The sequence below is a fragment of the Allopseudospirillum japonicum genome, assembly GCF_900108915.1.
GTDB lineage: Bacteria > Pseudomonadota > Gammaproteobacteria > Pseudomonadales > Halomonadaceae > Pseudospirillum > Pseudospirillum japonicum.
The window spans coordinates 49,809-72,460 of record NZ_FNYH01000007.1 but is presented as its reverse complement, the minus strand read 5'-3'; the positions used below and the strand labels follow the sequence as shown (position 1 = coordinate 72,460).

21 protein-coding genes and 1 pseudogene are annotated in these 22,652 nt (G+C 44.8%); 17 read left to right on the top strand and 5 right to left on the bottom strand.

What is annotated here, in order from left to right:
* Positions 1-27: 27 nt before the first annotated feature.
* From BMX05_RS07805 to BMX05_RS13015, 3 genes and pseudogenes are all read left to right on the top strand, one after another.
* Complete coding sequence (locus BMX05_RS07805; RefSeq protein WP_093309727.1) at positions 28-2,370, top strand: Tex family protein; 2,343 nt, start codon at positions 28-30, stop codon at positions 2,368-2,370.
* Positions 2,371-2,440: 70 nt separating this feature from the next.
* Positions 2,441-4,099 carry a glutamate--cysteine ligase gene (gene gshA / locus BMX05_RS07800; protein WP_281246220.1) on the top strand — a complete coding sequence of 553 codons (1,659 nt, stop codon included), beginning with the start codon at positions 2,441-2,443 and terminating at the stop codon, positions 4,097-4,099.
* 116 nt (positions 4,100-4,215) lie between these two features.
* A pseudogene (locus BMX05_RS13015) lies at positions 4,216-4,308 on the top strand (BREX system Lon protease-like protein BrxL); the annotation flags it as partial.
* A gap of 28 nt (positions 4,309-4,336) precedes the next feature.
* On the opposite strand, the gene BMX05_RS12485 reads toward BMX05_RS13015, so the two are convergent.
* Together BMX05_RS12485 and BMX05_RS07790 are read right to left on the bottom strand one after the other, a co-directional pair.
* Positions 4,337-4,564 (bottom strand): hypothetical protein, encoded by a 228-nt coding sequence (locus BMX05_RS12485; RefSeq protein ID WP_177166830.1) that lies wholly within the window; start codon positions 4,562-4,564, stop codon positions 4,337-4,339.
* Between the two features lie 90 nt (positions 4,565-4,654).
* The gene (locus BMX05_RS07790; RefSeq protein WP_093309723.1) at positions 4,655-5,635 is read right to left on the bottom strand and encodes an integron integrase; all 981 of its coding nucleotides are present in this window, start codon (positions 5,633-5,635) and stop codon (positions 4,655-4,657) included.
* Between the two features lie 167 nt (positions 5,636-5,802).
* On the opposite strand from BMX05_RS07790, the gene BMX05_RS07785 reads away from it, so the two are divergent.
* From BMX05_RS07785 to BMX05_RS07745, 9 genes are all read left to right on the top strand, one after another.
* Positions 5,803-6,885: a HEPN domain-containing protein gene (locus BMX05_RS07785; protein WP_093309720.1), complete on the top strand. Its 1,083-nt coding sequence runs from the start codon at positions 5,803-5,805 to the stop codon at positions 6,883-6,885.
* Between the two features lie 106 nt (positions 6,886-6,991).
* Positions 6,992-7,741, top strand: a complete 750-nt coding sequence (locus tag BMX05_RS07780; RefSeq protein ID WP_093309717.1) for an NYN domain-containing protein — start codon at positions 6,992-6,994, stop codon at positions 7,739-7,741.
* Positions 7,742-7,784: 43 nt separating this feature from the next.
* On the top strand, positions 7,785-8,225 hold the full coding sequence (locus BMX05_RS07775; RefSeq protein ID WP_143051952.1) for a hypothetical protein: 441 nt from the start codon (positions 7,785-7,787) through the stop codon (positions 8,223-8,225).
* Complete coding sequence (locus BMX05_RS07770) at positions 8,225-8,536, top strand: hypothetical protein (RefSeq protein ID WP_093309709.1); 312 nt, start codon at positions 8,225-8,227, stop codon at positions 8,534-8,536. The genes BMX05_RS07775 and BMX05_RS07770 overlap by 1 nt, the downstream gene beginning before the upstream one ends.
* Positions 8,523-8,933 (top strand): hypothetical protein, encoded by a 411-nt coding sequence (locus tag BMX05_RS07765; RefSeq protein WP_093309704.1) that lies wholly within the window; start codon positions 8,523-8,525, stop codon positions 8,931-8,933. The genes BMX05_RS07770 and BMX05_RS07765 overlap by 14 nt, the downstream gene beginning before the upstream one ends.
* Before the next feature lie 108 nt (positions 8,934-9,041).
* Positions 9,042-10,646 (top strand): DUF4435 domain-containing protein, encoded by a 1,605-nt coding sequence (locus BMX05_RS07760; protein WP_093309699.1) that lies wholly within the window; start codon positions 9,042-9,044, stop codon positions 10,644-10,646.
* Between the two features lie 94 nt (positions 10,647-10,740).
* Positions 10,741-11,418, top strand: coding sequence for a hypothetical protein (locus BMX05_RS07755; protein ID WP_093309694.1), 678 nt, complete (start codon positions 10,741-10,743; stop codon positions 11,416-11,418).
* A gap of 423 nt (positions 11,419-11,841) precedes the next feature.
* Entirely contained in the window at positions 11,842-13,356 is a 1,515-nt protein-coding gene (locus tag BMX05_RS07750; protein WP_093309691.1) for a hypothetical protein, read from the top strand.
* 146 nt (positions 13,357-13,502) lie between these two features.
* The gene (locus BMX05_RS07745; protein ID WP_093309688.1) at positions 13,503-13,697 is read left to right on the top strand and encodes a hypothetical protein; all 195 of its coding nucleotides are present in this window, start codon (positions 13,503-13,505) and stop codon (positions 13,695-13,697) included.
* Between the two features lie 69 nt (positions 13,698-13,766).
* Here the strand turns inward: BMX05_RS07745 and BMX05_RS07740 are convergent, their stop codons facing one another.
* Positions 13,767-14,039: a Txe/YoeB family addiction module toxin gene (locus tag BMX05_RS07740; RefSeq protein ID WP_093309686.1), complete on the bottom strand. Its 273-nt coding sequence runs from the start codon at positions 14,037-14,039 to the stop codon at positions 13,767-13,769.
* Positions 14,020-14,292 (bottom strand): type II toxin-antitoxin system Phd/YefM family antitoxin, encoded by a 273-nt coding sequence (locus tag BMX05_RS07735; RefSeq protein ID WP_093309683.1) that lies wholly within the window; start codon positions 14,290-14,292, stop codon positions 14,020-14,022. The genes BMX05_RS07740 and BMX05_RS07735 overlap by 20 nt, the downstream gene beginning before the upstream one ends.
* Before the next feature lie 158 nt (positions 14,293-14,450).
* On the opposite strand from BMX05_RS07735, the gene BMX05_RS07730 reads away from it, so the two are divergent.
* From BMX05_RS07730 to BMX05_RS07710, 5 genes are all read left to right on the top strand, one after another.
* Positions 14,451-15,401, top strand: coding sequence for a DUF5655 domain-containing protein (locus BMX05_RS07730; protein WP_093309679.1), 951 nt, complete (start codon positions 14,451-14,453; stop codon positions 15,399-15,401).
* A 71-nt stretch (positions 15,402-15,472) separates the two neighbouring features.
* A complete protein-coding gene (locus BMX05_RS07725) occupies positions 15,473-15,931 on the top strand; it encodes a hypothetical protein (protein WP_093309677.1) in 459 nt (152 codons plus the stop codon).
* 345 nt (positions 15,932-16,276) lie between these two features.
* Positions 16,277-17,863 carry a peptide chain release factor 3 gene (locus tag BMX05_RS07720; protein ID WP_093309673.1) on the top strand — a complete coding sequence of 529 codons (1,587 nt, stop codon included), beginning with the start codon at positions 16,277-16,279 and terminating at the stop codon, positions 17,861-17,863.
* Positions 17,864-17,881: 18 nt separating this feature from the next.
* Positions 17,882-18,667, top strand: a complete 786-nt coding sequence (locus BMX05_RS07715; protein ID WP_093309671.1) for a TatD family hydrolase — start codon at positions 17,882-17,884, stop codon at positions 18,665-18,667.
* 127 nt (positions 18,668-18,794) lie between these two features.
* Entirely contained in the window at positions 18,795-21,161 is a 2,367-nt protein-coding gene (locus BMX05_RS07710) for a methyl-accepting chemotaxis protein (RefSeq protein ID WP_093309666.1), read from the top strand.
* 59 nt (positions 21,162-21,220) lie between these two features.
* On the opposite strand, the gene BMX05_RS07705 is transcribed toward BMX05_RS07710, so the two are convergent.
* Positions 21,221-22,645 carry a GspE/PulE family protein gene (locus tag BMX05_RS07705; protein WP_218139009.1) on the bottom strand — a complete coding sequence of 475 codons (1,425 nt, stop codon included), beginning with the start codon at positions 22,643-22,645 and terminating at the stop codon, positions 21,221-21,223.
* Positions 22,646-22,652: the final 7 nt, after the last annotated feature.

The following is a 22,652-nucleotide window of genomic DNA, read 5'->3' as shown; positions in this document are numbered from 1 at the left end:
AATACCTATTTGCAAAAAGAATTCTTTATGCTGAGCATCAATCAAACCCTTGCACAAGAGTTAAATGTACGCGAACAACAAGTTGCCGCCACAGTCACTTTATTAGATGAAGGCGCCAGCGTTCCCTTTATTGCACGTTACCGCAAAGAAGTCACAGGGGCACTTGATGATACTCAGTTGCGCCAACTTGCTGAACGCTTACAGTATTTACGTGAGCTTGCTGATAGACGCACGCGCATTCTGGCCTCGATTGAAGAACAAGGCCAACTGACACCAGAATTGCAAGCCCATATCCAAGCTGCAGACACCAAACAAGCCTTAGAAGATCTTTATTTACCTTATCGTCCCAAACGCCGTACCAAAGCACAAAATGCGCGCGAGGCAGGGCTTTTGCCTTTGGTAGAAGCTTTACTCGCAGATCCAAGCCAAGATCCAAAGCAACAAGCCCAAATCTTACTTGAAGCTAAAGCATTGCAGCCGTTGACGGCAGAAGCGCCCCAGATTACGGACGTCAAAACCGCTTTAGAAGGTGCGAAGCAAATTCTGATGGAGCAATTTGCAGAAACCCCTACATTAGTCGGGGCTTTACGTCAGCGTTTGGCGCAAGAGGCCGTGATTGTTTCCAAAGCCTTGGCAGATCCAGCACCAGCAGATAGCAAATTTAGTGACTATTTTGCCTATCAAGAAGCCCTTGCCAATATTCCGTCACACCGTGCGCTGGCTTTGTTACGTGGCCGCAACGAAGGGGTTCTTCAGCTTAGCTTAGCCTTGCCTGAGGCATTAGAACTGGGGCCAAAAGACATACATCCATGTGAAATCCAAATCGCCCAGCATTTTCATCTTGTCTTGCATCAATTACCTGCATGGTGGCATGAGGTGGTACGTTGGACTTGGCGAGTTAAACTAGCACCACAATTAGAAACTGAACTCATTCAGCAAATGCGTGAAGCGGCTGAAGAAGCGGCCATTCAAGTATTCGCCGCTAACTTAAAAGATTTATTACTGGCCGCACCTGCAGGTGGCAAAATTACTTTAGGATTAGACCCAGGCTTACGTACCGGCATCAAGGTTGCTTTAGTCGATGCCAATGGGCATTTACTAACCACCAGCACCTTATACCCACACGCGCCACAAAATCGCTGGCAAGAAGCCAAAACCGCATTAGTCGATTTATGCCGCCGTTATCAAGTCGAGCTCATTGCCATCGGCAATGGCACTGCAAGCCGTGAAACCGATCGCTTAGCCGCCGAAGTGGTCGCAGATTTAGCCAGCGAACACCCAATACAAAAAATTATGGTCAGTGAAGCCGGTGCTTCTGTTTATTCAGCGTCTGAGCTGGCTGCACAAGAATTTCCCGATTTAGATGTGACCTTACGGGGTGCAGTGTCCATTGCACGACGTTTGCAAGACCCACTGGCAGAGCTGGTTAAAATCGAACCTAAATCGATTGGTGTCGGCCAGTATCAACATGATGTCTCCCAAGTTGCCTTAGCCCGTACCCTAGATGCCGTGGTGGAAGATTGTGTTAATGCGGTTGGCGTCGAGCTTAATACTGCCTCCATTCCTTTATTAACGCGCGTTTCCGGTTTGAATGCACGCCTAGCAGCACAGATTGTCGCTTGGCGTGAACAAGCGGGCGGTTTTAGCCAGCGCCGCCAATTACTTAAGGTCAAAGGCCTCGGTCCTAAAACCTTTGAACAATGCGCGGGTTTTTTACGTATTCGTCAAGGTGAACACCCTTTAGATGCGTCTGGCGTCCACCCAGAAGCCTACAGTGTGGTCGAAGCGATTGCACAAGAGCACCAACGCCCTTTAGGATCATTGATTGGTGATGTGCATTTTTTGCGCACCTTGCAACCGCAAGACTATATTAATGATCATTTTGGGGTGCCAACGCTTATCGATATCCTGCACGAACTAGAAAAGCCCGGCCGAGATCCACGCCCTGAATTTAAATTTGCCCATTTCCGCGAAGGTGTAGAAAGCCTTGCAGATTTAAGCCCTGGGATGCGTTTAGAAGGCGTGGTTACCAATGTCACCCACTTTGGGGCTTTTGTGGATATTGGTGTCCATCAAGATGGCCTAGTGCATATTTCTGAGTTAGCAGACCATTTTGTGAGCGATCCGCGCACCTGCGTCAAAGCGGGCGATATCGTACAAGTACGTGTACTTGACCTTGATCAGCAACGTAAACGTATTAGTCTATCTATGCGCTCCCCCTCGCGGGAAATGCCTGTAAGCCCAGCAAAAACGCGTTCTCAAGCCAGCACCAAAATGCCAACCAAGGCCAATGAACGCGCGCAGCCTTTCAATACCGGCTTGGCCGCGGCTTTACAAAAAGCCCTAAAGACAGAGGCAAAAAGCCACTAGCTGCTTGCGTTTTTTTTGATGCCTAGCCTTTGGCTAGGTCTAACCCTTTATCTTGCAAAGGTAGTCAGCCGTGTCTACTAGGCTCAATACTCAAAGTTCTGTTGTTACACATTTAGAGAAGCATCCTCTCAAGCTGCAAAGCATCGATTTGAAAAAACTACAGCGTTACGCACGCATGGGGTTATTTCAAGGGATTCGTCGAGGCATTGAAAAGGAAACCTTGCGTACCTGTGCCAATGGCGATATTAGCCAACTCGATCACCCTCAGGTACTCGGTGCGACCCTGACACACCCACATATCACTACGGATTATTCGGAATCTTTATTAGAGTTTATTACGCCGGTTTTTTCGGTGCGTGAGCAAGCACATGCTTTTTTAGAGGATATTCACCGTTTTACCTATCGACGTTTACATGCGCAAACTGAGCATCCACAGCTCGCTCAGGAAATGCTCTGGCCTACAAGTATGCCCTGCCGCCTCCAAGGCAATGAGAGTATCCGTATTGCTGAGTATGGTCAGTCTCATTCTGGTTTAATGAAGTTTATTTATCGTCGTGGTTTAGATATACGTTATGGGCGCACCATGCAAACGATTGCTGGTTTGCACTATAACTTCTCTTTACCAGACACCCTATGGCCTTTATTAGCCCACTTGGATGGTCTCACCCCAGAACAGGCAGATAAAGATTATCGTTCGGCGCGTTACTTTGGCCTAATCCGTAACTTCCGTCGTTATAGTTGGTTACTGATTTACTTATTTGGTGCGTCCCCTGCGGTTGATAAAAGCTTTGCCGATGCCTTCCCCCAGCATGGCCTCCAACCTTGGGACAAACAGACCTTCTACGCACCTTATGCAACGAGCTTGCGCATGTCAGATTTGGGCTATCAAAATAAAGCCCAAGCTAGCTTAAAGATTTGTTTTAACGCTTTAGATACCTATATAGAGACCTTAAAAACCGCGATTGCCAGCCAAGACCCGCACTATGCAGCTTTAGGGATTAAAGACGCTGCGGGTGAATATCAGCAACTTAATGCCAATATTTTGCAGATCGAAAACGAATATTACAGTGATATTCGTCCTAAGCGGGTGGCACGTAGCGGTCAGAAACCGACCGATGCGTTAGCAGAAGGTGGGGTGGAATATATTGAAGTGCGCTGCCTAGATGTAAATCCTTTCCAGCCAGCAGGGATCAGTGTACGCCAAATGCGTTTTGTCGATTTGTTTTTAGTCTTTTGCTTATTGGAAGCAAGCCCCTTTATTGAAGATGACGAATGCCATTATCTCGAGCAAAATCATGCACGCGTGGTCAAGCAAGGCCGAGATCCTCAACTCACCCTGTATACGCCTGATGGCCAACAAGTGCCTTTTGCTCAACAAGCTGAAGATTTATTTGCACGCCTAGCCCCTGTCGCTGAACTTTTGGATTTAGGAGAAAAAACCCCGATTTTCGCGCAGGCGCTAAGCCACTACCACCAACGGATTGCCGAACCAGAACGCACCTTGTCAGCACGTATGCTCGCAATCATGGCACGCGAGAAGTTAAGCTTTATCGAGTTAGGACAAATGTTAGCCGCCGAACAAGCCGCTTATTATCAACGCTCAACCATGGAACCAGCACGCAAAGCTTTATTTGCCCAATTGGTCGAGTCTTCCTTACAACAAGCACACGATTTAGAACAAGCCAACCAAGGGAGTTTTGAGGATTTCCTTGCGGCTTATTTTGCTTAACACTTTTTTGTGATTGCTGCGCTTTATTAGCCATTTTATGCAGGTGCTTTCCTCCTCTTCTAGGGGAGGAAATTTTTTGGTTCAGCTCGTTTTAATATGGCCGAGTTTGCTGCTCAATGTATTGCCGTATCACTTACAACGTTTGTGAGCTCGGACCAAGAGGGACAGGTAAAAGCCATGTCTACAAAGAGTGCTCACCAAACTCATTGCTTGTCTCGGGTGGACAAACAACTGTGGCTAACTTGTTCTATAACATGAACTCACGCCAAGCACAATCGCCCACCAATGGGTGCGAACCCGACGAAAATCCGCCCAGCGCAACGTCATCCCCATGCCCAGCATCACCGCCATCAACAACGGCACTATCGCGCTTTTCAACGCCACAAAAAAACACGGTACCCAAAACGCATACACCGAAAATATCAACACCCAAACTGGGAAAAGCTGAATCGAAAACACCGCCATATCGTTTAATCCTGCATTGAATCCAGTGAGCTCATTTAAACAAGTTCATTCATTGAATACCAACAAGACCACCAAGCCTGGCGGTTTCAATCACAGCGTATCAAACGGACTCGCAACCCCTTGTCCGCCCTGTTTCAATACATGAGTGTAAATCATCGTGGTTTGTAAATTAGCATGCCCCAATAAAGCCTGAATGGTGCGAATATCCGTCCCCGTCTGCAGCAAATGGGTGGCAAACGAATGCCGAAACGTATGCGCGCTCACCTTCTTTAAAATGCCGCACTGCTTTACCGCACGCTTGATCGCCTTGTTCACCAATGACTGATCCACATGATGGCGGCGTGTCATGCCCGAACGCGGGTCTTCCGCCAAACTCCGACTTGGAAAGACATATTGCCAGGCCAATTCTTTATCTGCATTCGGGTATTTTTTAGCCAACGCATAAGGCAAATAAACTGAACCAAAACCTTGCTTTAAATCCTGTTCATGCAAAGTTTTTACTTTAGCCAATTGCGCTTCCAACAACGGCACCAGATTATTCGCCAAAGGCGTCACACGGTCTTTTTTGCCCTTACCATCTCGCACCGTAATTTGCTTAAAACCAAAATCAATATCCTGCACCCGCAAACGCACCACCTCAGTAATCCGCAAACCGCTGGCATACAATAATTTAACAATCAACCCCGTTGTGCCATCCATCAACGACAAAACTTCCCCAACTTCCTTTTTTGTAAGCACCACCGGAATGCGCGGCTCCTTACGAGAACGGCACGCTTTTACCTCCGTAAACGGTGCATTTAAAACTCGGTTAAAACAATATACCAACGCATTTAACGCCTGATTTTGCGTCGAAGGCGCCACGTTTTGCTCCACCGCCAAATTCGTTAAAAACGACTCCACCTTCTGAGCCGAATCAACCAACATCGCTTCTCGGCTTTCAAACCCATGAAACGTCACGAACCGCCGTACCCAATCGCAATAACTATTCTCCGTTGAGTAAGCATAACCTTCTCTTCGCAAAATACTACGCATTTCATGTAGCAACGACGCTTTCTTTGGTGTATTTTTCATAAAATTGCCTTTTCGCTATGATAGGGAGTTAAATACAATATTGTATAACCTGTCAAAAAAACAGGTTTAACCCAATACAAGAGCATAAATACCTGAAAAAGACACCAATACAAAATAACAAGGCAAAAGTGCCTTATACTAAATGTTAGGCTCTCAGAGGAAATTAAATGACATTATCGTTAAGACCAGATGAAAGCATTCAAAAGTTGTTGGTATCAACGACCAGCAGGCTAATTGGAGAGTATGAAAATGAAGCCTTTCTTATAACTCATGCGCATAGTCATTTTGCAAGTGAGTCTGGTCGTGTCAGAGGGACTGAAAGCCCTGTTTCAAGAAATGCTTACATGATTGCATTTAGAACAGAAGCTCCACCAGAAAAACAAGCTGGTGTTGTTATCCCTGATTACTCAGGGGTTGGTGAAGTATTTTGTGCTTACTTATCGGTGTTATATGGTAAACGCTTTGATTCACATGGTTTGGTAGAAGGCAGTGGCTTTTTTCAAACACCTGATTTAACGACTTATAATCATATTTCCAATCATAGGTATAACTTCAACTCATATGAACCCCGAACTTGCTTTCGAGTTCCATTAAACCTGAATGTTGTTGAATCAATTCTTCCGCTCTTGCTCAGTAGTGACCTTGATTCTGACGCAGTAACGAAATTACTGGCGGCATCAAAATTTTATATGCGAGCACTTCAAAATGCGGAAACTGATCCAGAAATAGCTTATTTGCACTTAATAACCTCTGCTGAAATATTAGCTAGTTTCTTTTCGTATGAGCGCGATGAAATTATAGCTCCTTCAATATTGGAGTTATTCAATAATATCGAAGAGAATATGCCTGATGGTGCTAAAGTTGTTAGGCAGCTTCAAGGCAACTTTAGGTCTATCAAACGTTGTTTTGTTGAGTCCATTTGCAACTTACTGGATGATGAATTTTTCGATGAACAGCAAGGTTTCATGTTCTTAAGCAAAGATAAGATCAGAAACAGTATTGGTGCAGCATACGACCTTAGAAGTAAATATGTTCATGTGGGTGCAACATTTGGTGGGTGGGTGCGACCAAATGTACGTGCAGAAGAGTTACGAGGTGGGCGTCCAGTTGTTCCTGATAGTGAGTTTGCAAAAATTTTAGAAAAAGCCCCCGGCTTTCACGGGCTTGAACGGGTTGTAAGGTATTGTATTCTTAAAGTTATGGCAAAAAATGGCTTAGAGGCATTGATGTCACACAGGGAACGAGCCTAACAAAGCATTTAAGAGTGATTCCTTACGCTTGCCGGTTTCGCTTCGCTCACAGTATGGCAAGCGCGCGTCACACCTTAATGCGGCGTTAAGTTGCAAGGAGGCATAAGTGAAAGATAAAGAAAAAATTGCAGTATTTATTGATGCTGATAATGCTCCAGCAAAAAAGATTGATAAAGTGCTGTCTGAGCTTGCTCGTTATGGTGTGGTCAATATCAGGAAAGCTTATGGGAACTGGAAAAATCAAAACCTGAAAGCTTGGGAAGATGTGCTGCATGAGTTTGCTATTCAACCGATTCAGCAATTTGATCTTACAAAAGGCAAAAATGCGACTGATATGGCGTTGGTGATTGATGTCATGGATGTTCTTTATACGAAAAATGTTGATGTTATTTGCCTTGTATCATCTGATTGTGATTTTACTCCCCTAGTAACGAGGGCTCTGGCTGATGGTAAATTCGTTATTGGTTTTGGCGAGCGTAAAGCCCCAGTAGCTTTTGTGAACAGTTGCTCTCGCTTTCTATATTTAGACGATGAAGTAGAGATTGAACAACCCATTCAGAAACAAATCCGGAATATTAAAAGCGATACCAAACTAATTAATTTGCTACGACAAGCTATCGAAGCAGTGGAAGATGAAAAGGGCTGGGCTATGCTTGGACCTATCGGCACTCATATTTCTAACCATGCATCTTTTGACCAGCGAAATTACGGATTCAAAAAATTGAGCGATCTATTTATGGCAATAGATTTGTTTGAAATGAAAAAAACAAATGGCTCTGTATTGTGGGTTAAGGATAAGAAACGAGCAAAGCAACTTAACAAACCAATGCAGCCGACGCAAAATACGCGCGGCTGATTTGAGCGTTAGAAAACAATAGAACTGAGGATGCATGGTAGAGATGTTTAGAGCTACAGGAAAAGGGGTTTACTGGACAATACTCGTAGTTTTATTTGGGCTTGCTCAGCTTTGGGTTAAAATCGGATATTCTTTATACTCATATCCTGAACAGGTATCACTATTTTATATAACTAGAGATGGTGTACTGCTGTTTTTTACATTGGCTATAACCATGAGTGTAACCATGGATTTTTGGTTTGATGACACAAAGTCCAAAGAAGGCAGTCTGTGGAAAGCAACTGCATTCGCTTTTTACCCTATTATAATAATGGGCTTTGTTATTGCATCATTTTCCATTGTTTCATTCAGTGATGCTCCTGATAATGAAGAATTGGTTAATGCATTAAGTACAGGATCTGTTGTGCTTACCTTACTTTATGCTGTGGTTGGAAAAGCATATTTATTTCATAGAGCAAGACATTTATATGGAGGGTTACGATAGTGGCCTGGTTAGTTGTTGTTATTACCATTCTTGCAGTCGTTATTTTTCTTTCTGCAATGTACTTTAATTTTAATAATATTGAATTGGAACAGAGCTACCAGCAAACTAAATCTCCAGAAGTCGATTTGGAAAAGTTATCGTCTATGGTCGCTGAGAAGATTCTTGCTGAACTTAGAACGACCTCAGAAAAGGAATTAAATGAAAACGGCCTCGAATCAAACTTCATGTTTGGCCGTATTTCTGATGAAAAGACGTCAAATGTAATAGATTTTAATACTAGGGTAGAGGGCTTAAGAAATGTCGGAAATTGATAGCAAAGCTTTAATGTCATTATTAAGCAAAGAGTCGGGCTCTGATGCTACAGACCTATTAAAGCAGCTTATAAGTTCAGCGATTACTGAAAAGAAATCAGTTGCTACACCAGAAAAATTACTAGAATTATATGAGCGATATAGTCAACAACATATTTTTAAAAAAGGCGATCTAGTTCGGTGGAAATCTGGCTTTAAGGATCGAAAGCTTCCCTTGGAAGGAGAACCTGCTGTTGTTATAGAAGTATGCGAGAACCCAATATTTGATTCGCAAGATGATGCTGGATCTCACTACTTTCGTGAACCTTACGACATTCGTTTAGGGGTGCTTCAGTCTGATGGTACGTTTACAGCTTATTATTATAATAGCCATAGATTTGAGCCTTACTCTAAGTAGTTTTCTAACAAAGCCATAAACTCGGACAACAAAAAGCTGCGCTGCGCTCCACTTTTTGTGGCCGGTTATGGCGAGCGTTATGCCCTATAAAAACCAAGGTACGCACACATGCTGAACAATTACAAATTGACATTGCCAACGAAGGATCGAGGTAATGTTGAGATTGAAACCTCCAATAGCCTACTGTTCGTCGGTGCCAATGGCGCAGGTAAAACCCGGTTGGGAACTTGGATCGAATTCAATTCACCAGATGCTTCACGCGTACATAGAATTTCAGCCCAGAAATCCTTGGCAATGCCCGATACATCTACACCAACAGCAATTGATTTGGCCGAAACCGATCTTCTATTTGGCAACCCAATTCATGGAAGGCAAAACAAAAAAGCATACCGTTGGGCCGATAAGCCTTCAGTATCTCTGCTAAGCGACTTCGAGAAGTTAATGGTCTACCTTTTCTCCGACCATACAGAAGAGAGTGCCAAATACTTAACCGCATCGAAAGCTACCGATCTGCGCGTATCCCCTCCAACAACGAAATTGGACAAGGTAAAGAAGGTATGGGAAACCATACTTCCCCATAGGAAACTGATTATTGGGGGGCTCCGAATTCAAACTTCTGTCTCTAGTGATGTATCGAAGACATATAACTCATCAGAAATGAGCGATGGAGAAAGGGTTGTTTTCTACCTCATTGGCCAATGCCTGGCAGCACCTCAAAATGGAATCATCGTAGTTGATGAACCTGAACTGCATTTGCATAAGTCTATCCAAACTCCACTTTGGACAGAGATCGAACACTTAAGGCCTGACTGCCTTTTTATCTACCTAACCCACGACGTGGATTTTGCGGCTGCGAAAGAAAGCTCGAAGAAGATTTGGCTCAAATCGTTTGATGGAACCGTTTGGGAATGGGAGCCTTTTAATTCGGACGACAACATCCCGGAAGACTTGTTGCTAGAAATCCTTGGTAGTCGAAAGCCCGTCGTTTTTGTAGAGGGCATAAATGGCAGTTACGATTCCGCTCTATACACGGCGATTCTCAAAGACTTTTTGGTTATTCCCGTTGGGAGTTGTAGTCAAGTAATTCAGTCCGTGAAGGCACTCAAAGCAAATTCCCAACTTCATCATCTGAATGTCTCTGGAATTATTGATCGAGACCGGCGAGTGCCTGCTGAAATTCAGAAACTGGAGCAAGAATCAATTTTCGTTCTCTCAGTTGCCGAGGTTGAAAATCTATTCTGCACAAGAGAGGTTCTAGAGATAGTCAGTAACCGATTGGCACGCGATCACAACGCAGATTTTCAGGCCGTCTCCGATGCCATATTCGCCCGTTTGCAGGGGGAGCTGGAAACGCAGGTTTCACTTAGAGCTGCCAGTGAAATTAAATTCCAACTCAACATGTTTGATGAAAAGGCCAAAGGTGCTACTGCATTGACGTCTGCGTTGCACTCACTTGCAGGCGGAATAGACGTCGAAGCAATATATTCTCAAACGCTCGCAGAGTTCAACACGGTGATATCAGGTAGGGACTTTGAAGGACTGTTGGCGATATACAACCGCAAGTCACTATCCGCTCAAGCGGGTTCCGCACTTGGCCTAGCGAACGGGAGTCTTCCTGAGTTGGTAGTAAGGCTGGCGAAGGGCGACTGTCGAGACGTAATATCAAGCTCTTTGAAGAGGTACTTCGGCAATTTTGCACCTCGCATGGCATAACCCGGCGCTCAAGAGGGACGCTCCGCCGATAAGGCCGGCGGCGCGCCCCTTAGCTCCACGTTGGGCGTAAGACGTAACAAAACGGGAGAACTTTATGGATGCAGAAACTATTATATCGCTAATCGCAAGTATTGCTTCCCTGGTTTTAGCTATTGTCGCAATATGGCTTTCACTGCATCAAAAGAAAGAAACGGACGCTGTAAACGAAAATACCAAGCAATTGTTAATCGAAATTCGAACGGATGCAAAAGCGATATCTAATGTTGCTATGCCGGAATTAAGAGCATACGGTGAAAGTATGCGAAATTATGTCTTTCATGTTAAAGACGGTGGCAAGGAAATTGAGGAGTCTAGTGAAATAATCGATTCTGTAAAAAGAGAATTAGATGAGTTAAAGCAAAGCAAGCAAATATCCCAAGAATTATCAGAAAAAATCAATCGCATTGAATCCAAGCTTGACGCCTCTCAAACAGCTATCAAAAAAGGTGACGAATTTCCTGATGAAAACTCTTTAATTATCGACTTGTCTGAGTTTGGCTACAATGAAATGGAAGCAGAAATAAATCAATTCGATACAGTTCAGGATTTATTGAATACACTGTATTTTTCTTTTTTGAAAGACCATGTAGGGCCTTATACATATAACAAGCAGTGGGTTATTGAGGATGTGGACGCGCAGCAAAAAGTCTCATCATTCGGCAAAGCTGACTACAGAACATTACCTGAGGCAGGTATCATGGGCGGTGTAACATATCGAGTGAAACAAGTCTGATTGGCAATAGTCGCCCAACAAAAACTTCCAGCCGACGCGCCAAAGGCGCGCGCGGCTGAAGTTTGCCGTTAGGCATAATTAGCTTTTTGGTTGGTGCAAGCAGGGAGGCCAGAAACCCATCATGCTGTTCGTGCTTCCTTCCTGTTGCATTGGTTTTGCCCAGTTCCAAGCCTTGCAGTGCATCCCAACTGTGGCTGTTCCCTCCCCCCGTAGGCAGGTGGCGGTAGCGTGCCAGGTACGGTGGCAGGTTTGGCTGTCTGGCGTGAATCGGCGGCTATTCGTGTGTTAACTTGGGCTTCAATGCCTAACATACGGTTCAAGTCGTTCGCTTCGCTCACTGGGACGCCCGCGTACCGCGGCCGCCCCTTAACCTAAACGTTATGTTTCACAGTAGAAAATTAGACCCAACCAAAAGGGAACGAAATGCTAATTTACGTAAATCAGTTTGAAATATTAGGGCACGATAGTTTTTCTGTCGCTCTTAGAACAATCGCAGGCTGGCTTAAAACCGTTACAAAACAACACTTTACAAGAGACATGTTACTGAGTGGAGAAGAATTCTCTTTTGAAAAAACCAAAGTGAGAACATTTGCTGCTAGTGAACTAGCGCCTGCAATTTATTCCATCTTACTTAGCCATCCAGATCGAACTGTAAGAGGAAGGCAATGGATTACTGAGCTAGGAATTAAATACGAAGGTGATATTACAACTGTTTCAGTCCTACTCGAAACCAGCGACATCAGTACTTTGGTTAAGGATATACCGAGCACTACTAGACCAAAACTGGTCAGTTTCTTGCTAAAAAATGCCAACCTTAACCCTAAAACCACAGTTGGACTTCGCACTCAAAAGCTCAAGAATAATCTTGATGATTTCAAAGCACTTAGTTTTGAAGTTGAACGTTCAGAACGCAACTATCCGCTTGTTTTTGTTAGTAATTGCAAAAAGGATAATCAGCCACTAGTTGATCCAAATAGATTGCAAGAGCAGTTAGTTGGCTTAGCTCAAGTTGTCTACTCTGAAGAGGAGATTGATAGTTGGGAGTTAGAGGGGGTTCTTACCCGTCAATACTCAGCTTGGGATGGTGCTATAAACATTATCTATCCCTCTTTTAGTCGAGGTTATTGCTACAGTCGATTATTACTGCGAGATACCCTAACGGATGTCATTCAGTCCAATGAAAATTTAATACAGCATGTCCTTTCATATATCACCCATACGACTAACGGTTACAACAAGAAACGGCATTTTAGTCCAACAGATGTCAGAGCTAAGAGGCAAAAGGACTCCAGGGTTCAGCTAAAAAAACGTTTTGTAGAGCTTAGTAATGATAGTGAATATCAAGCTCTCGCAGAAGAAGCTTTTTCACAGCTTGAAGAACAAGAAAACGTTATAGAACAACTTAAGGAAAAGTACGAATACGAAATTAATGAGCAAATGCTTGCAACAATCGAAGCTCAAGAGCAGCTAGACAAATCTAAATCTGATTACCATGTATTGAAGCTTAGATTCGATGATCTTCAAGGTAACTCATCAAAGAAAGGCAACCCTATTCTGATTTTTGGCAATGAAAAAGAAAAGTTTAAAGGGGAAATAACTGATTTAGTCCTTGATGCTCTAAATGAATATGCTAAATCACAACAGGCGAATTCTAGGAAGCGACAACTGCTAAATGATGTTTTAGAAAACAACTCGATAGATGGCACTAGGGAACGAATTATAGAAGAGCTAAAGCAAGTTTTTAATAATTATAACGGGGTGACATCTAGTATGAAAAGCTCTCTCAAAGCCATGGGGCTAGAAGTAGTTGAAGATGGAAATCATAACCACCTACGGTTTATTGATGACAATCGTTATAAGGTTGCTTTTGCGAAGACCCCTAGCGATAAAAGAGTTGGGGCTAATATCATTAGAGATATCAAGGCAGCGATCATTTAGAAACATAATGAGGCGTTATGAAAATCGGGCAGCTTGTAATTTTGATGGCTGCCATAGTTGACAGAATGGTAGCCGGTAAATCGTGCCAGCGTTCTCGGTGCGGTCGAAGGCTTGGGTAATGGCCGAGGCTTTGGGAGGTTTCGGCCTTGAGTGCTTCGGTTGTGGTCCAGTGGTTGCGTTCGCTTGGTCACATCAATCCTGGTGCCATCGGTTGGCACGCTGGGCTTGGCGGTAGCGTGCCGGTTGGCATGGGGCGGTTTGAAACAGGGAAAGTGCAGGCAGATGGCTATCAGTATTTTTCCTCTATTTATTGGGCCTTGTGCGGAATTGAATTTCCATAACAAGGTGCTCAAGATCGTTTGCTGCCGCTCACTGAGACGCTCGCTTCGCTCGCGCCCCTTAGCACGGTGTTAGGGCTGGTCGTAGTGCCCACCAATAGCGAAGATATAAATGGACTTATCATCAAATCGATATATCAACCGGTCTTTCTGGGATATCCGCTTGGACCAAAGTCCTGACAGGTTATGTTTGAGTGGTTCTGGCTTTCCCAATCCAGAGGATAGATCATCAGACCGGAGCATTTCTTTGAGGAGTTTGCATAAAGCTTTGTGCAGTCGCTTGTCCGTTTCACGTATGGCCTCATATGCTTCCCAGGTATTACCCTCAAATACCAGTGATCTCATTCATTTGCTCATCAGTTGGTTTGTAGCCTTGTCCACGAGTGTGGGTTTCAAAAGAGTCGGCAATCTGCTGCATGAGATTCTGGCTTTGGAGTACGTGAAGGGTTTCTTGTTCTCGCTCCCAATCGTCGGCACTCATCACAACGAAGGCCTCACCAGCACGCCGAGTGACCTTGAGAGGTTCGTGTCGGCTAACTACCTGTTCCACAAAGCTTTTCAGGTTGTCTCTGAATTTATTTACGCTAATTGTGTCCATAACCTCACCACTGTGTACGGAAATACCGTACAACTATATACTGAAAACCCTAACAAGGCCAAACAGAGCGACCCATTTTCCGTTCCGCCTTTGGCTCCACTCCAATGGTCGCCTGTTGGCGGCGTTAGAACTCAAAGAAACAATGGAGTAATCATCAGGTGCCGATTTTCGATATTTCAGGAGACAAGCTATCTGCCGTCGAGCAAAAGATTTTTGCGCTGGAAAAAGATCTGCAGTCCCTAATAGAGAAAAATCTCGAAACGGTCTTTAATTGCAGATTTATTGCCAGCGAATTTTCAACCGGTGCACAGCATGCAGGTCGAATAGATAGCCTTGCTCTATCAGAAGAAGACAATCCGGTGATTATTGAATACAAAAAAGTCGAATCATCGGAGCTGATTAACCAAAGTCTTTTTTATCTACATTGGATTCAAGACCATAAAGGTGATTTTGAAATTGCTGTGCAAAAGCGGCTCGGCAGAAGCGTCAAAGTTGATTGGTCTGATATCAGGGTAATTTGCATCGCTCCCAACTATAAGAAATATGACCTACACGCTGTACAAGTCATGGGTGCAAATATCGAATTGTGGAAATATCGGTTATTTTCAAACAATTCAATATATCTTGAAGAGGTTTTTCATGCCTCAAAATCAGTAGCCACGTCTTCTGCAGCTATGACGACTGATAGTGGTTTTAAAAATCCCACTATGGTTGAAGCAGGTAAGAAAGCAGCTCTGACTCGTGCCACTGCAACTTATACATTTGATGAGCGGCTTGAAGGTAAGAGTGAAGAAATTCGTGAATTAACGACAATAATCCGTGAGTTTATTATCGGCTTAGATGAGTCAATCGAAGAGGTACCGAAGAAGTTCTATGTTGCATACAAGGTTTCCCAAAACATCGTATGTATGGAAGTGAAAGGTAAGAATATTAAACTATTCCTAAAACTTAAACCCTCAGATATCCCTAGAGGCACATCTAATTACCGGGATGTCACATCAATTGGCCACTATGGTACAGGCGATGTCGAATTCACGATATCATCTGAATCCGATTTTGAGCAGGTCAAAGAATTTATCGCCATGGCATACAATAAAGTCGGTGGCTGATGGCTTCTAACAAGGCGCTCACTGGGACGGGCTAAAGCCCGCCCCTTAACCAAACGTTAGGTCAATAAACTATGGCATGCTTCTTTGAGATTAAATTGGGTACATCAGATGTCATTGCGCTACTGGCTCTGCTCGTGGCTGGGCTATCTGCGCTGTACGCTCGCTGGTCATGGCGTGAGGCTAAAAAGGCCAATCAAATAAGCTTGCTTGGTCACAAAAAAGAAATCTATGACGCTTTCTTCGAACTAAAAATGCATATGACGCAAAAGGCGGAATTTGCTGAACTGGGAGAAGTTTCAAAATTTTACTATCCATCGAAAAATGCCAATATCTATCTCCCGTCCGACTTAGCCAAAGACATTGAAAAATATTTCGATGCGTGCTTCTGGATCTCAGATATCCACCGAAAATATGGCGGCATCTCAAAAGATAGTAGTGCGGAATGCAAACCGCACATAGAGGCTGAGAAAAAGCTCGCACCAAAAATCGAGAATGAAATCATCAAATTGCTCAAGGAGGCACAGGCCTAACAATGCACTCAACCTCACTCACTTCGTTCGCTGGACACGCAAAAGCTCCGCTTTTGCGTGCCGGTTAGCTTCAACGTTATGCCAAGTGAGGTGCTCAGTGGATCTTGTACTCTTTCTGAAAGACCGACTCGAGTTTGCTAAGTATTTTTTTAGCAATGCTTCGAAGCCGTTTGAAGCAACAATTGCAAACCGCTATAACTGAGCACCAACACACCCTAAGCGTCAATAGCAACCGATTCGATCACCACCAATTGTGTATCACCCTCAGATCAGCGAAAATACCTGTATTATCCTGTTCCCCTAATGGGAATATCGACGCACCCCCAGATTAGAAGACCCCCACAGATGTCAAATACCTCTACAGCGCAGCAAGTTGCACAACGCCGCACCTTTGCCATTATCTCCCACCCTGACGCGGGTAAAACCACCATCACCGAGAAATTACTTTTACTCGGCCAACTCATCCAAACCGCCGGCACCGTCAAAGGCAAAAAAAGTGATCGCCATGCCACCTCTGACTGGATGAGCATGGAGCAAGAACGCGGAATTTCCATTACTTCTTCAGTGATGCAATTTCCTTATCATGAGCGCATCGTTAACCTCCTAGATACCCCAGGACACGAGGACTTCTCTGAAGATACTTACCGCACGCTCACTGCCGTAGATTCCGCACTGATGGTGGTTGATGGTGCTAAAGGGGTTGAAGAACGCACCATTAAACTTATGGAAGTGTGTCGCTTGCGTGATACGCCGATTTTTTCCTTTGTCAACAAACTCGATCGCGACATCCGTGACCCCATCGAATTACTGGACGAAATCGAAGAAGTATTAAAAATTGCCGCCGCTCCTATTAACTGGCCGATAGGTTCTGGCCAATGGTTTAAAGGGGTTTACAATCTGTATACAGATGAAATCCATATCTATACCCCAGGACAAGGCCACACCTTGCCACCAGATCAGCGCATTCAAGGTTTAGATTCTGAGCAAGCACGTACTTTGTTAGCAGAAGAATATGATAGCTTTGTGGAAGAAATCGAATTAGTACGGGGCGCCACCCATGATTGGGATCAAGAAGCCTTTTTAAAGGGCCAGCTCACTCCTGTCTATTTTGGGACCGCCTTAGGCAATTTTGGTGTACGCGAAATGTTGGATGATTTTGTCCAATGGGCACCCGCGCCTTTAGCACGCCGTACCGAAACCCGACATGTTGAGGCAGATGAGGAAAAATTCTCCGGTTTTGTGTTTAAAATTCAAGCCAACATGGACCCAAAACACAGAGACAGAATCGCCTTTTTACGCATTTGTTCTGGCCGTTATCAAAAAGGTCTTAAAATACGCCATTGCCGCTTAAACAAAGATATCCGTATTGCCGATGCAGTCACTTTTGTTGCCGGCGAACGCGAATTAGTTGAAGAGGCTTGGTCAGGTGATATTATCGGCTTACATAATCATGGGACGATTCAAATCGGTGATACTTTCAGTGAGGGGGAAATTTTAAAATTTACTGGGATTCCCCATTTTGCGCCTGAATTATTTAAGCGTGTACGTCCACGTGATCCTTTAAAAGCGAAACAATTACAAAAGGGATTACAACAACTCTCCGAAGAAGGCGCTGTACAATTATTTCAGCCACTTAACAATAATGATTTGATTTTAGGTGCTGTCGGTCAATTGCAATTTGATGTGGTCATGTATCGTTTGAAAGATGAATACAAGGTCGATTGTCTCTATGAACCTATTAGCTTAGCCACGGCGCGTTGGGTCGAGTGTACAGACACGAAGAAATTTGAAGACTTTAAACGTAAAGCCAGTGACCAGCTCGCCTTTGATGGCGCAGGGTTACTCACCTACTTAGCCCCCACCCGAGTGAACCTTAGCCTAGCGCAAGAACGCTACCCAGAAGTTGTCTTCCGTGCAACACGTGAACACTAATCACCCTTGAGCCGACACATGTGGATTGATAGCCATACCCATTTGGATTTTGCGGTTTTTGATCCACTCTCACCTTATCTACAAGCCGCACAGGCAGCACAAGTTGAAGCCTGTGTGCTTGCTGGGGTACAAGCGAGTCGCTGGCCACCGCTTTATCAGCTGGCGCGAACGTCTCCCTATCCCTTGGCACCTAGTTTGGGCTTGCACCCTTATTTTTTAGATGCACATCAACCCGATGCAGATTTAGCCCAGCTTCAACAAACACTGCAAAGGCAACATCCCAACAAGCCTTGGATTGCGATTGGGGAGTTTGGCTTAGACCCCTACTGTGCACCATTAGCAGCCCAATGGCCTTTATTTGAAGCGCAAGTGCAACTTGCCAGAGCACACCAATTACCTGTGATTTTACATGTACGCCAAGTGCATGATGTGGTGTGTCAATATTTACGCCGATACCCTGTGTGTGGTGGCGTAATTCACGCTTTTAGTGGCAGCTTGCAACAAGCACATGCCTATCTGGACCTCGGTTTGCGCCTAGGGATTGGCGGTGCCTTAACCTACCCGCGTGCGCAAAAATTACGGCGCGTGATGGCTGCCATTCCTGCGGATGCATTCGTACTCGAAACGGACAGCCCAGATATGCCCCTTTGTGGTTATCAAGGGCAAACCAACCAACCCGCCCGTTTACCTATTATCGCACAGCACTTAGCCAAGTTACGACAACTTGACTTGACAGAACTCAGTGTACAAGCACGCCAGAATACGCTGGCCGCTTTGCCCTTGCTGGCGATTTATCTTCGATAATTTTCTATAGAGAAAAGCCAACTTATACATTTTGTTTTTGGTGTTTTTCTCTTTGTTATTTTTATGTAATCCCAAGTAAAATTCTTCTTCTAGCGAAGAAGACCAAAGCAATCAAAGGGGGACGTGTGTGTTTAAATGGATACTGAACATCTTGGGCATTCGTACTAGCTTATTATTAGCCGCTGCTGCCTTGCTGGTTATTTTTAGCGTGCCGGCCTGTTGGGAAATTTTCCTTGTCTACCAGCCTACTTATCAAAGAGCGCAACACCTAAATACTGCCAACCAACTCAGTGACACCAGTATTGAATTAGTCAGTCGTTTAGCGCGTGAGCGTGGTTTAGGCAATAAAGTGCTTGCTGGCAGTGAGAAAGATCGTTCTGCATGGCAAACCTTGCGTGCTGCTAATCGCCAACAAGCCACCAACTTGCTGCAGCAGATTGAGAACCAATTGCTGCCCTATAACCGACATATGCAAGGCTTTTGGCAAAAAACTCAGCAAGCACATCAAGCTTGGCTACAAGCAGATACCCAAGGGTTGGCACAATATCATGCCGCCAGTACCGCTTTTATTGAAGCGATTATGCATACGCAAGCCGCTGCTTTTGCACCTTTTTCATCCTTGGAATATGTCAGTCAGCATAATTTATTGCTCAAACAAACCTTGTGGAAAATTACCGAGTTTCTTGGCCGTGAGCGTGCTTTAATTGCACGGACAATCACTCAGGATGCCGCTTTAGATGAAGCAACTCGATTAAAAATCCATCATCTACAAGCTTCTATTTATGAAGAACTAGATAGTTTGCATCATTATTATTTGCCCTTATTAAAAGCTGATCCAGAAATTAAAAATTATCAGGAGATTAATCGCCAATACCAACAAGCCCTTGATTTTTTAACACAGCAAGTCAAACCGCTGCGTGACACTTTTTTATTTGAAAGTTATGCTGGTAATTATTCTGTTGATGCTAGCCACTGGTTTGCAACTGCCACCCAAGGGATCGAACATTTATTAAATTTAAGCCGTGCTATTAGTACCGATGCCGCACACCATAGCCAAGACTTATTATTTGAAAATGTACAAGGCTTAGTCACAGTGTCTAGCCTTGCCTTATTAGCCTTGATCATTATGGTGGGCAATTTCTGGATTTTAAATAATGTCAGCCAGCGCCTCAGTTTAACGCGCCAAATCATGAATCGTACCCAGCAAGAAAAAAACCTAGGGATGCGTATTCCAGTGCAAGGACGTGATGAGTTAGATCAAGCAGCACATGCCTTTAACCAAGTGATGGCCACTTTCGAAACCATGATTGCCCAACTACACCGCACCACAGTGCGTGTCGTTTTTGAAGTGGAAGGCGTAGCAACTTCCGCAGAAGGGAGTTTGATCGCCAATCAACGCCAGAAAGAAGAAGTGATTCAAGTGGCCGCAGCTTTGGAACAGCTCAGCGGTGCCATTCATCAAGTCAGCTTACATACCCAAGATGCCTCTGAAGCCGCTAGCCAAGCTTCTTATAGTGCCGCACACGAGCAACAAGAGCTCCATAATATTTTGCAGCATATCCAAGCTTTACAAGTGCAGGTCCATGCTGCAAATGAAGAAATCCACTCATTACAAACCGATGCACAAAATATCGAGGGGATTCTGGCAGAAATTAGTGCGATTGCCGAACAAACCAATTTGCTAGCGCTTAATGCCGCGATTGAAGCCGCACGCGCAGGCGAGCTGGGACGCGGATTTGCTGTGGTAGCAGATGAAGTCCGCACCCTATCTCAACGCACAGCGCATTCAACACAAGTGATCCGCGAACATATGCTGAAGTTGCAAGAGAAAATCGATACCAGTTATCAAAAAATTCAGCACACTCAACAAAGTACAGATGCTAGCGGGCAAGCAATTCAAGCCAGTGCACAACGTTTACAAAGTGTACTTACAGCAGCTCAAAGCGTTGGTGAAATGAATGAGCAAATCGCCGCCGCCATTGAACAACAAAGTAGTGCAGCACAGCAAATGCATACCAATATGCTGCATATTCGTGATCATGCACATACAACCACACAAAGAGCCTCTTCTAACCTGAAAGCCTCTCAACAAATTACTCATTTAATGGAACATTTAATACAGGAGGTCGAAGCCTTCCAGCTTGATGCGACTGGCTTGGATTTATCCAAAGCCAAGGCCGCCCATTTACGTTGGCGTAGTCGTTTGCGTGATTTTCTTGATGGACGTGGCAGCTTGACCCATGCCGAAGCTGTCTCCCATAAAGACTGTGTGCTGGGTACCTGGTATTACAGTGAAGGTTTGCAAGAATATGGACATATTGAGGCCATGCGCACGTTAGAACAACCCCATGTCCGCTTACACGCCCTGATCAGGGAGGTGATTGATTTAAAAGAAGCGGGTGATTTAGAAGCCGCGGAAGATCTTTATTTCCAAGTGGAAGATTTATCCAAGCAAATTGTTGATTTATTGGAACAAATAGAAACACAAGCCTAAATCATGAGAGAGGGCGCACTTGCGCCCTTCTTCCGGTCGCTAGCTGGGCACGCGCCTAGCTATTCCCCCGTGCGGATTTTCAGCGCTTCTTCTACGCTGGTTTTCCCTTCCAGCACCAAGGCCAAAGCTGCTTGGTTTAAACTTTGCATCCCCTGTTGGCGTGCATGGGCTTTGATTTGCAAAGTATCTGCCTGTTGACTAATCAAACCTGCCAAAGACGTATCCACTGGTAACAATTCATACACCCCGATACGCCCGTGATAACCACTGCCAAAGCAATGCTCACACCCTTGGGCATGAGCAATTTCTGGCAGAGTATCTTGCCAACCCAATAATTGGGCTTGTACAGGCGTCATCGGCGACCAAGTACAACAAGCCGAACATAAACGCCTTAGCAAACGTTGCGCCAGCACCCCACGTAAAGTCGCCGCCAGCAAAAAGGGATCAATTTCCATTTCGAGCAAACGCGCCACCGCACCGGCAGCATCATTCGTATGCAAGGTAGACAGTACCATATGTCCGGTCAGGGCAGACTCAACCGCAATCGCGGCAGTTTCACGGTCACGAATTTCCCCTACCATGATCACATCCGGATCTTGACGCAAAATCGAACGTAAACCTGCAGCAAAGGTCAGGCCGACTTGTGCATTTACCTGAATTTGGTTAATCCCTTCAATTTGGTATTCCACGGGATCTTCCACCGTAATAATTTTACGCTCCACCGAGTTAATACTTTGCAAAGCCGCATACAAACTTGTGGTTTTACCACTACCGGTTGGGCCTGTGACCAGCAAAATACCATTAGGATGTTGCACCAAACGTTGAAAAGCCTCTTGTAGATGCGCTGGCATCCCTAAATGTTGTAAGCCGACTTGTACATCACCACGATCGAGTACCCGCATCACCACAGATTCGCCGTTTTGTGTCGGCAAGGTGGAGACCCGCAAATCGAGGGTCAGTTCATCTAAGGGATAACGAATCCGTCCATCTTGTGGCAAACGCCGCTCACCAATATCTAGATTCGCCATGATTTTAATCCGTGAAATAATCGCCGCTTGTAGGCGCTTGGGCACATGATCGATATCCTGCATCACTCCATCAATGCGAAAACGTACCCGTAAATCCCGTTCACTGGGCTCAAGATGCACATCACTGGTCCGCGCTTGGATAGCCTTTTTGAGCATTTGATTCACATAACGGATAATCGGGGCTTCTGAGGCGAGATCCCGTAAATGATGGTCATCTTGCGCCTCTAGCGCTTCTTCCTCGACCGCTTGCAGGGCTTGTTCAGATTCTTGCCAATAGCCAAGTTCACGTTGTACTTGCTCAGGCGTGCTTTCGCGCAGGCGAATAGATGCATGCAAGGCTTGCATCAGCATAATTTGTACTTGGGACGAGGGTTTTTGTTGTGCGTATAAAAGCTCCCAATCCCCGTTTTCTTGCTGACGAAGGGCGCAAGCATGGGCTTCTAAAAAGGCAAGCAAGGGTATC

What these genes read in the sequence shown, in the direction of transcription:
- BMX05_RS07805 (WP_093309727.1), top strand. Translation starts at nt 28, where the DNA reads ATGCTGAGCATCAATCAAACCCTTGCACAAGAGTTAAATGTACGCGAA.
- BMX05_RS12485 (WP_177166830.1), bottom strand. Translation starts at nt 4,564, where the DNA reads ATGGCGGTGTTTTCGATTCAGCTTTTCCCAGTTTGGGTGTTGATATTT.
- BMX05_RS07790 (WP_093309723.1), bottom strand. Translation starts at nt 5,635, where the DNA reads ATGAAAAATACACCAAAGAAAGCGTCGTTGCTACATGAAATGCGTAGT.
- BMX05_RS07785 (WP_093309720.1), top strand. Translation starts at nt 5,803, where the DNA reads ATGACATTATCGTTAAGACCAGATGAAAGCATTCAAAAGTTGTTGGTA.
- BMX05_RS07775 (WP_143051952.1), top strand. Translation starts at nt 7,785, where the DNA reads ATGTTTAGAGCTACAGGAAAAGGGGTTTACTGGACAATACTCGTAGTT.
- BMX05_RS07765 (WP_093309704.1), top strand. Translation starts at nt 8,523, where the DNA reads ATGTCGGAAATTGATAGCAAAGCTTTAATGTCATTATTAAGCAAAGAG.
- BMX05_RS07760 (WP_093309699.1), top strand. Translation starts at nt 9,042, where the DNA reads ATGCTGAACAATTACAAATTGACATTGCCAACGAAGGATCGAGGTAAT.
- BMX05_RS07755 (WP_093309694.1), top strand. Translation starts at nt 10,741, where the DNA reads ATGGATGCAGAAACTATTATATCGCTAATCGCAAGTATTGCTTCCCTG.
- BMX05_RS07750 (WP_093309691.1), top strand. Translation starts at nt 11,842, where the DNA reads ATGCTAATTTACGTAAATCAGTTTGAAATATTAGGGCACGATAGTTTT.
- BMX05_RS07740 (WP_093309686.1), bottom strand. Translation starts at nt 14,039, where the DNA reads ATGAGATCACTGGTATTTGAGGGTAATACCTGGGAAGCATATGAGGCC.
- BMX05_RS07735 (WP_093309683.1), bottom strand. Translation starts at nt 14,292, where the DNA reads ATGGACACAATTAGCGTAAATAAATTCAGAGACAACCTGAAAAGCTTT.
- BMX05_RS07725 (WP_093309677.1), top strand. Translation starts at nt 15,473, where the DNA reads ATGGCATGCTTCTTTGAGATTAAATTGGGTACATCAGATGTCATTGCG.
- BMX05_RS07720 (WP_093309673.1), top strand. Translation starts at nt 16,277, where the DNA reads ATGTCAAATACCTCTACAGCGCAGCAAGTTGCACAACGCCGCACCTTT.
- BMX05_RS07715 (WP_093309671.1), top strand. Translation starts at nt 17,882, where the DNA reads ATGTGGATTGATAGCCATACCCATTTGGATTTTGCGGTTTTTGATCCA.